Raw genomic sequence first — 7,734 nt, 5'->3', positions numbered from 1 at the left:
GACATAGCTTTGTTATGCTATAACGATGTCGATTTGCTTTTAGGATAGCGATTTTCGTCCTATTATCAGTGCTGCTTGCTTTAAAATATCGTTTTCCATACGGAGTTGTTTAAGCTCTTTACGCAATGCGATTAACTCTTGTTCTTGTGGACTGCGATTATCTTTTGTTTTAAATGAGCCGCTTTGGCTTGCTTGCGTTATCCAACGGTCCAAAGCTGATGGTGTCAAATCATATTCGGCAACGATTTCACTACGTGATTTACCATGTTGATAAAGACTGACCATTTGGTGTTTAAAATCATCTGTGAATGTTCGTCTTTTGCGTTTAATCTTATTCATATTTGTTCCTTTTTTAATTGTGATAAGTTTACCTTACCCCTTAAAAAAGTTGTATGATTTAGTGTAGCCGATCCAGTTCAATATTTTGTGTCATTTAGGTAAACTGTGTAGCAAAAGAGGAAATGACACAGAATTATGAACAGGAACCTCATTTATTACTAATACTTCTTGTTTTTTTCATAACGAGCTAAGCTTTTCTTAGCTTTTGCTTTTTGCTCATCTGTTGCTTTATCTGAATTTAAAATGGAGTTAGCAGAACTTACAATAACTGCGGGAAGTACTTTTGTCACTGTAAAGTCTCCTACTTGGTAAAGTTTTTTACCCAACCATTTAACTCTACTCATAATAGTCATCTTTATACTCCGAACACTCTGGACATGGAAATGTAAAATTAACATCCCCACCACATACAGGGCAATTTTCGGGATGGGGTTCACCGCCATATTCTAATGAACAAGGGATGACTCCCGTACCATTGCATTCGCCACAATCAGATTTAGCCATTTTATTTATCTCCTTAAATTATTATTGAATTAAAATACATCATTATTATTAGAAATATATTGTGCTCTGTCATATCGTTTATAACGATCAGTTAAGATCTGATTGATCGTTATAAACGATCAATTAATTTGGTTGAGAGTATGCATGTTGTTAATATACAAAGCATGAAGAGGATCATGTCTCTTCCACGAAAGTTGTGCTAACTCAGATAAAGCATTCTTAGTTAGTTTTTTTTCAACATTAATACCATATCCATCAGTTTCATTCTTCCAAAGATTGGTAACGGAATTCATAATAACGTTATAATTTGCATATTGTTCTGAGCTAAAGTACAACATGGTTGGAAAATAAAAGCCGTATTGTTTATTAACAGCCATTACCCAAACAATGCTAAGAATATGATTGGAAAGTAATGTTAAATCAGACAAGTTCAACATATCCATATACGCATCTATTCCATATTGCCTTTGATAGGCATCGTCATGATAGGCAAAATCCATTCTGACTGGATATAACTTTCCATAACTTGTAAGTAACGATCTATGATGAACTTTTAGCTTATTTAGTATTAGGTCATAATGGTTGTCCATTTTTTATTCCTTTATATGAATTGTATCTATAGCAATTAGTCTGTTTTGTTGACTTATTTGTATAAACATACTTTTAAAGATTTATAGTGATTTTCCAAAATGAAGGAAATGTTTTTTTTGAGGTTATTAAATACGGGAAGAAATTAAAAATTTATTCAAACCAAGTGTTCTAGGTTTTCCTCGATGACTTGGAGGCGGGACTTTACTTAAAAATAGACAATCACTATAACACTCTTTAAAAAATGATTTCTGTTCTGTTTTAGCTAAATAACTAAGCATATAACAAACAGAACGAAATGCTTCATCATCGTGATGATTTATTATCCTTAGCCCATTAATATGATAATTATTCCGCTGACAATCATACAAATAACCTTTAGTCAGTTCATACCATGCACGTTCCAGTGCAACGTAAATAGGATAGTATTTTTGTCTTTTTTGACCATTTACATAAAAAACAGAATGAAAATGGATATGTTCATTCTGATTAAATTCCATAACAACAGCATACCCTACAATATCAAGTTCAAGTTGCATAGCTTGATAGAGGAAGTACATTATTTCTTTTTTGGTTGTTTCAATATCAGTATTGAACTCATCATCTTTAGCATAATGAATGTCGATTCGAATCGGTAAAATTTTTGAGTATCTATCTTGTAGATTATTTAGGTGTGCAATGAGTTGATCATTGAGTTGTTTATTAATAGTAAAATTTTTATTTTGCATTTAGTTGCTCGTTATCAAATTAGAGTTATTTGATAACGAGCAAGATTATTTTTTTACTGTTTTAGTAACTGATGGTTTACTCAGATAGTCTGTTATTGGTGTTATTTATCTAATAATTTTCTTTTATAGAATAATATTAATTAACCTTAATTCACTATCTCAAACAACAGTAAGGTAACAAATTTCACTTTAAAAGCTCAATTAAGATTAAACATATAATAAAAATTACTCTAAAAGCACGAGATGAGCGTTAATGATCACCATTATAACTATATTTTCCCCTACATTTATTGATAATAATATTATTATATTTCCATAAAAATTTTATGTTAATAACACAGATTCTCTTTTTGTTTTAGATTATTTATTTACATAAATATTACTTAGTGATAGTTTAATTATTAATCAAAATAAAATTTAAGAGTAATTTATGAACTATTCTGTCCCACCCCAAAATATAAAATACATATCAGAATCAAATTTAAATATATGTAAAAAATATAACCGCTATATTGATAATTACATGCGAAAGTTAGGGAGACCAATCATACGTCCTGGATATAAAATTAGAACACCATCAGAATACTGCGATTTTTTAAATCAATATATTTTATCTTTGCGTTATGATGAAAAAGGATTAAACAATTTTATTAATGAAATGATTGCTTCATGTAAGCAAGATATTGATGACTTTAGTTGGTTAGAAAATGATAGATTATGCTATTATTCATGGCTATCTATTATGCTAAATCAAGTAAAAATAGATGATGATATTATAAGAATAAACCCTTGCCCTCCGGCAATGCCTCCACTCGCCACAGATTTAATCAATACACCATTAAAACTTATCCCATCTAGTTCTGACATGCGAGCGAAAATCGTTAAAGAATATATTGCATCATTAAACAATGATGACATACGTTTTATAGCGATTAATAATATAAAATCAGCATGGTCAATTATTGAAAAAATCAAAGTTCCTTTTAAGTTTTCAATTGATGATGAACAACAAATTAATTGGACATGGAACTATATTTTAACAAAACTGAAAAATAAATCGCCTTGGCAATATGATCTATATATGAATTACATAGTGCCAACAAGTATTGCGGAAAAATATCATGCTATTTTTATTATCCATGATTATTTCTATGCATGTAACGAAGATACACACAAAGTATTTTGTATTGATTATAAAAAAGCCTTAAGTCAAAAAAAATTTAGAGAGAAGGAAGGTGTTAAATCAATCAACGTTCAACTTGATATAAAAATAAAAGAACAATTAGACCAATTATTAGACCATTACCAATATAGTCAACAACGTTTATTGGAAGTATTAATTAGTGAGCATTATAAATCAGTTCAGCATAAATTAGATAAAAGCAATTTCTCTTAAGCATTACAAACAAAGGCTTTAAAGCCATTTTATGGATACACGCCATTATCGAACCAAATGTATCCGGGTTTGTATCCGATTTTCCGCTTGATTTGAGGTAATTTCAGTTGAATTCGGTTGAGTAGTGAAACAAGGTGAAAGGCTTATTTGAAAAGGCTTTAGGCATAAAAAAAACTGCTAGAAGCAGGTCTTAGAATTTGGTGATTGGTGCCCGGACGCGGAATCGAACCACGGACACGGGGATTTTCAATCCCCTGCTCTACCGACTGAGCTATCCGGGCAACAATGGATGCACATTAAACACGATTAGTGATTATCAGTCAATCCCTTTTATAATATTTTTTTTAAAATATATATTGTTTGGTTGAAAAATAGCTAATTATCTTTATATTAAAAGATTATTTTTAATAATATGTTTTTATCCTTATAGGAATTATATATGCGATTTGTTGGCTTTATTATCTTTTTTATTTATGTTTATTTTGAACTTACCTTTTTCATAGCTGTTGCTAATTCAATTGGTATTTTTCTTGCTTTAATTTGTATTATTGCAACATCTATTCTTGGTTTCTCGTTAGTTAAAACTCAGGGGTTGAAAAATCTTAGTATTATGCAACAAAAAATAGCTAACAATCAAAGCTATAAAAATGAAGTAATTAGAAGTGTAGCTTTGCTTTTTGCCGGTTTTTTCTTGCTTATTCCAGGTTTTTTAACTGATATTTTAGGTGCAATCTTATTAATACCCCATGTACAAGATCATATCGTGGAATTTATTGTTCGAAAAATGCCAATAAGATCAAAATTTTCTTCATCACAAATGCATTATCAAGAGGGTGATATTATTGAGGGTGAATTCAAACAGAAAGATGATTAATAAATAATCAGTTAGACTTTTTTCTAAATTTGTTCTCTTGAAGAATTTAAAATAATCCCCATATATTGTGCACTACATTAAAAAATCATAATTCTATGATTTCTGTTAATAATTATCTTAATTAAAAATTAGTGCTAGGAGATAACTAATGAAAATTCGTCCATTGCATGATCGTGTGATCATTAAACGTAAAGAAGTAGAATCAAAATCAGCTGGTGGTATTGTTTTAACTGGTTCGGCAGCAGGTAAATCAACTCGCGGAGAAGTTTTAGCTGTTGGTAATGGTCGCATTTTAGAAAATGGTCAAGTACAGCCGCTAGATGTTAAAGTAGGAGATATCGTAATTTTTAATGAAGGATACGGCGTTAAAACAGAGAAAATCGATAATGAAGAAGTGCTTATCTTATCTGAAAGCGATATTTTAGCGATTGTACAAGCATAACTGACAACTAATTTAATTTATATACAGAATTTAGGAGAAATACGAAGATGGCAGCTAAAGATGTGAAATTTGGTAATGACGCTCGCGCCAAAATGCTTAAAGGCGTTAATGTATTAGCCGATGCAGTTAAAGTAACATTAGGTCCAAAAGGACGTAATGTAGTATTAGATAAATCTTTTGGCGCACCAACCATTACTAAAGATGGTGTTTCTGTTGCTCGCGAAATCGAATTAGAAGATAAATTCGAAAATATGGGTGCACAAATGGTTAAAGAGGTCGCATCTAAAGCAAATGATGCAGCAGGTGATGGTACAACTACTGCAACTGTTCTTGCTCAAGCGATTGTTAATGAAGGTTTAAAAGCTGTTGCTGCTGGTATGAATCCAATGGATTTAAAACGTGGTATTGATAAGGCAGTTGTTGCTGCTGTTGAAGAGCTTAAAAAATTATCTGCACCATGCGCTGATTCTAAATCCATTGCTCAAGTAGGTACAATTTCAGCTAACTCTGATGAAACTGTTGGTACTTTAATTGCTCAGGCAATGGAAAAAGTAGGTAAAGAAGGTGTTATTACAGTTGAAGATGGCACTGGTTTACAAGATGAGCTTGATGTTGTTGAGGGTATGCAGTTTGATCGTGGTTACCTATCGCCATACTTTATCAATAAACCTGAAACTGCAACTGTTGAATTAGATAGCCCATATATTTTATTAGCCGATAAAAAAATCTCTAACATCCGCGAATTATTACCAGTGCTTGAAGCTGTAGCTAAAGCTGGTAAATCTTTATTGATTATTGCAGAAGATGTTGAAGGCGAAGCACTTGCAACATTAGTTGTGAATACTATGCGTGGCATTGTTAAAGTTGCAGCTGTTAAAGCTCCTGGCTTTGGTGATCGTCGTAAAGCAATGTTACAAGATATTGCAATCTTAACTGCGGGTACTGTAATTTCAGAAGAAATTGGTTTAGAACTTGAAAAGACAACTCTTGAAGATTTAGGTCAAGCAAAACGTGTTGTAATCAATAAAGACAACACAACTATCATTGATGGTGTTGGTGAGGAGTCATTAATTAATGCTCGCGTTGAACAAATTCGTAAACAAATCGAAGAATCAACTTCTGACTATGATAAAGAGAAACTTCAAGAACGCGTAGCGAAACTTGCTGGCGGTGTTGCTGTAATTAAAGTTGGTGCGGCAACTGAAGTTGAAATGAAAGAGAAAAAAGCTCGTGTTGAAGACGCATTACATGCAACTCGTGCAGCTGTTGAAGAAGGTGTTGTAGCCGGTGGTGGTGTTGCTCTTGTCCGTGCCGCAACTACTATTTCAGAACTTAAGGGTGCAAACGAAGATCAAAACGTTGGTATCAAAGTTGCACTTCGTGCGATGGAAGCTCCATTACGTCAAATCGTTACTAACTGTGGTGAAGAAGCATCTGTTGTTGTTAATGCCGTTAAAGGTGGTAAAGGTAACTATGGTTACAATGCCGCAACTGAAGAATATGGTGATATGATTGCAATGGGTATTTTAGATCCAACTAAAGTAACACGTAGTGCATTACAATATGCTGCTTCAGTTGCCGGCCTTATGATCACAACTGAATGTATGGTAACTGATTTACCTAAAGATGATAAGGCTGACTTAGGTGCTGCTGGTGGTATGGGTGGCATGGGGGGTATGGGCGGAATGATGTAATTCTTTTCGTCAGTACGAAATAAGCTTATCAATACAAACCACTCGTTTATGCGAGTGGTTTTTTTTATGAATTTTTTTTAGTTATATATTCTTTTTATAAAATAACTGCAATATAAAAATATACAATTAATTAAAAATACCAATAATAATTTAAATATTTAATCGATTAAATAAAGTATAGATAATAATCTGTTATACCAGCAAAAAGCTTGCTCTATACTTGATGATTATCATTTATTTTTTAATTTTCTGATTTTGTATGACTGTTTTACTTGTCAAAATCAGATGTTAAATAGATAATAACATTATGAAAAGATGAAATTTATCTTTTCTATAAGATCAAATTATTGTTCCAAACTTTATTTTTTATTTAAAATAGAATTCAAAGTAATTAAATAATAAGTGAATATAGAAATAAACAATTAAGGAAAGAAATAATGGGTGTAGCTCCAAGAAAAAAATTAGCCAGTACAGAAGAAAAAGACTATTCGGTTAGACAACGTGAAAAAAAAGTAAAAGTAGAAACTCCACTTGCTAATATTCAAGAAAATACTTTTTTTAAAGTTATTTTTTTAGATAGCCTTTCACTGGAACAAAAAGTAGAAGAAGTTACTAATATTTTAGAATTTTCTGACAATAAGGAAATTGATCGGGTAAAAATTCAAGAATTCGATACATTTAAAGAATATCTTCAATCAATCCTGGATTCAAACATGAAGTGCAATTTTAAACACGGTGGAGTGAAGAAAGTAGAAAGGTGATTTATACTAGCACCTTCGCACCACCACAGTTTGGAGATTGCTATGTATTATAATCACCTTTCTAGGAAGGAAAGATACCAGATTTTCGTATTATTGCAAGCCGGAAAGAATAAAAAAGAGATAGCCCAGCTACTCAATAGACATCCTTCGACAATAAGTCGAGAGATAAAAAGAAACTCAAAACCTAATCAAGCCTATCAAGCACATGATGCGGTAACCCTAGCTAGGAAAAGGCGAAAAAACAGCGGTAATGGTAAGGCAATAGAGTCTTCGGTATGGCGTCAAGTTGAAAAATACCTCATGCTTTATTACAGCCCAGAGCAGATTGCTGCACGTTTAAAGAAAGTCAGCGTCCAATCAATCTATAACTATCTTTATCAAAATAAAGCGCGCTATGAACAATTCAAA

11 protein-coding genes and 1 tRNA gene are annotated in these 7,734 nt (G+C 32.0%); 6 read left to right on the top strand and 6 right to left on the bottom strand.

Annotation, left to right across the window (positions count from 1 at the left end):
- Nucleotides 1–39: 39 nt before the first annotated feature.
- The 5 genes from A9G38_RS06785 to A9G38_RS06770 form a co-directional block, all read right to left on the bottom strand.
- Nucleotides 40–339 (bottom strand): IS3 family transposase, encoded by a 300-nt coding sequence (locus A9G38_RS06785; protein ID WP_034885636.1) that lies wholly within the window; start codon nucleotides 337–339, stop codon nucleotides 40–42.
- A gap of 158 nt (nucleotides 340–497) precedes the next feature.
- Complete coding sequence (locus tag A9G38_RS06780; protein ID WP_141671750.1) at nucleotides 498–683, bottom strand: hypothetical protein; 186 nt, start codon at nucleotides 681–683, stop codon at nucleotides 498–500.
- A complete protein-coding gene (locus tag A9G38_RS12270) occupies nucleotides 676–843 on the bottom strand; it encodes a hypothetical protein (RefSeq protein ID WP_155266141.1) in 168 nt (55 codons plus the stop codon). Before A9G38_RS12270 ends, A9G38_RS06780 begins: the two co-directional genes overlap by 8 nt.
- A 119-nt stretch (nucleotides 844–962) precedes the next feature.
- Nucleotides 963–1,286: a hypothetical protein gene (locus A9G38_RS06775; RefSeq protein ID WP_141671749.1), complete on the bottom strand. Its 324-nt coding sequence runs from the start codon at nucleotides 1,284–1,286 to the stop codon at nucleotides 963–965.
- Nucleotides 1,287–1,559: 273 nt separating this feature from the next.
- Nucleotides 1,560–2,159: an inovirus-type Gp2 protein gene (locus A9G38_RS06770; protein ID WP_034915355.1), complete on the bottom strand. Its 600-nt coding sequence runs from the start codon at nucleotides 2,157–2,159 to the stop codon at nucleotides 1,560–1,562.
- A 523-nt stretch (nucleotides 2,160–2,682) separates the two neighbouring features.
- Between A9G38_RS06770 and A9G38_RS06765 the strand changes: the two genes are divergently transcribed.
- Complete coding sequence (locus A9G38_RS06765; protein WP_176713239.1) at nucleotides 2,683–3,555, top strand: hypothetical protein; 873 nt, start codon at nucleotides 2,683–2,685, stop codon at nucleotides 3,553–3,555.
- A gap of 205 nt (nucleotides 3,556–3,760) precedes the next feature.
- Here the strand turns inward: A9G38_RS06765 and A9G38_RS06760 are convergent.
- Nucleotides 3,761–3,836 (bottom strand) — tRNA-Phe (locus A9G38_RS06760).
- A 158-nt stretch (nucleotides 3,837–3,994) separates the two neighbouring features.
- Here A9G38_RS06760 and A9G38_RS06755 point away from each other — a divergent pair.
- The 5 genes from A9G38_RS06755 to A9G38_RS06735 form a co-directional block, all read left to right on the top strand.
- Nucleotides 3,995–4,429: an FxsA family protein gene (locus tag A9G38_RS06755; RefSeq protein ID WP_051634351.1), complete on the top strand. Its 435-nt coding sequence runs from the start codon at nucleotides 3,995–3,997 to the stop codon at nucleotides 4,427–4,429.
- A 148-nt stretch (nucleotides 4,430–4,577) separates the two neighbouring features.
- Nucleotides 4,578–4,871, top strand: a complete 294-nt coding sequence (locus tag A9G38_RS06750) for a co-chaperone GroES (RefSeq protein ID WP_034915350.1) — start codon at nucleotides 4,578–4,580, stop codon at nucleotides 4,869–4,871.
- 47 nt (nucleotides 4,872–4,918) lie between these two features.
- The gene (gene groL / locus A9G38_RS06745; protein WP_034915346.1) at nucleotides 4,919–6,565 is read left to right on the top strand and encodes a chaperonin GroEL; all 1,647 of its coding nucleotides are present in this window, start codon (nucleotides 4,919–4,921) and stop codon (nucleotides 6,563–6,565) included.
- Nucleotides 6,566–7,002: 437 nt separating this feature from the next.
- Nucleotides 7,003–7,326, top strand: a complete 324-nt coding sequence (locus tag A9G38_RS06740; protein ID WP_034915343.1) for a hypothetical protein — start codon at nucleotides 7,003–7,005, stop codon at nucleotides 7,324–7,326.
- A gap of 42 nt (nucleotides 7,327–7,368) precedes the next feature.
- A partial coding sequence (locus A9G38_RS06735; RefSeq protein ID WP_065623196.1) for a helix-turn-helix domain-containing protein occupies nucleotides 7,369–7,734 on the top strand: 366 nt, incomplete at its 3' end.

The organism is Gilliamella sp. Imp1-1, assembly GCF_001690415.1.
In the GTDB taxonomy this organism is placed as follows: domain Bacteria; phylum Pseudomonadota; class Gammaproteobacteria; order Enterobacterales; family Orbaceae; genus Gilliamella; species Gilliamella bombi.
Note: the sequence above shows the minus strand (reverse complement) of the source record. Positions and strands in the feature narration are given on the sequence as shown.

Excerpts from the sequence above, each read along its gene's own strand:
- A9G38_RS06780 (WP_141671750.1), bottom strand. The coding sequence starts at position 683 with ATGAGTAGAGTTAAATGGTTGGGTAAAAAACTTTACCAAGTAGGAGAC.
- A9G38_RS06750 (WP_034915350.1), top strand. The coding sequence starts at position 4,578 with ATGAAAATTCGTCCATTGCATGATCGTGTGATCATTAAACGTAAAGAA.
- A9G38_RS06755 (WP_051634351.1), top strand. The coding sequence starts at position 3,995 with ATGCGATTTGTTGGCTTTATTATCTTTTTTATTTATGTTTATTTTGAA.
- A9G38_RS12270 (WP_155266141.1), bottom strand. The coding sequence starts at position 843 with ATGGCTAAATCTGATTGTGGCGAATGCAATGGTACGGGAGTCATCCCT.
- A9G38_RS06770 (WP_034915355.1), bottom strand. The coding sequence starts at position 2,159 with ATGCAAAATAAAAATTTTACTATTAATAAACAACTCAATGATCAACTC.
- groL (WP_034915346.1), top strand. The coding sequence starts at position 4,919 with ATGGCAGCTAAAGATGTGAAATTTGGTAATGACGCTCGCGCCAAAATG.
- A9G38_RS06765 (WP_176713239.1), top strand. The coding sequence starts at position 2,683 with ATGCGAAAGTTAGGGAGACCAATCATACGTCCTGGATATAAAATTAGA.
- A9G38_RS06785 (WP_034885636.1), bottom strand. The coding sequence starts at position 339 with ATGAATAAGATTAAACGCAAAAGACGAACATTCACAGATGATTTTAAA.
- A9G38_RS06775 (WP_141671749.1), bottom strand. The coding sequence starts at position 1,286 with ATGGATATGTTGAACTTGTCTGATTTAACATTACTTTCCAATCATATT.
- A9G38_RS06740 (WP_034915343.1), top strand. The coding sequence starts at position 7,003 with ATGGGTGTAGCTCCAAGAAAAAAATTAGCCAGTACAGAAGAAAAAGAC.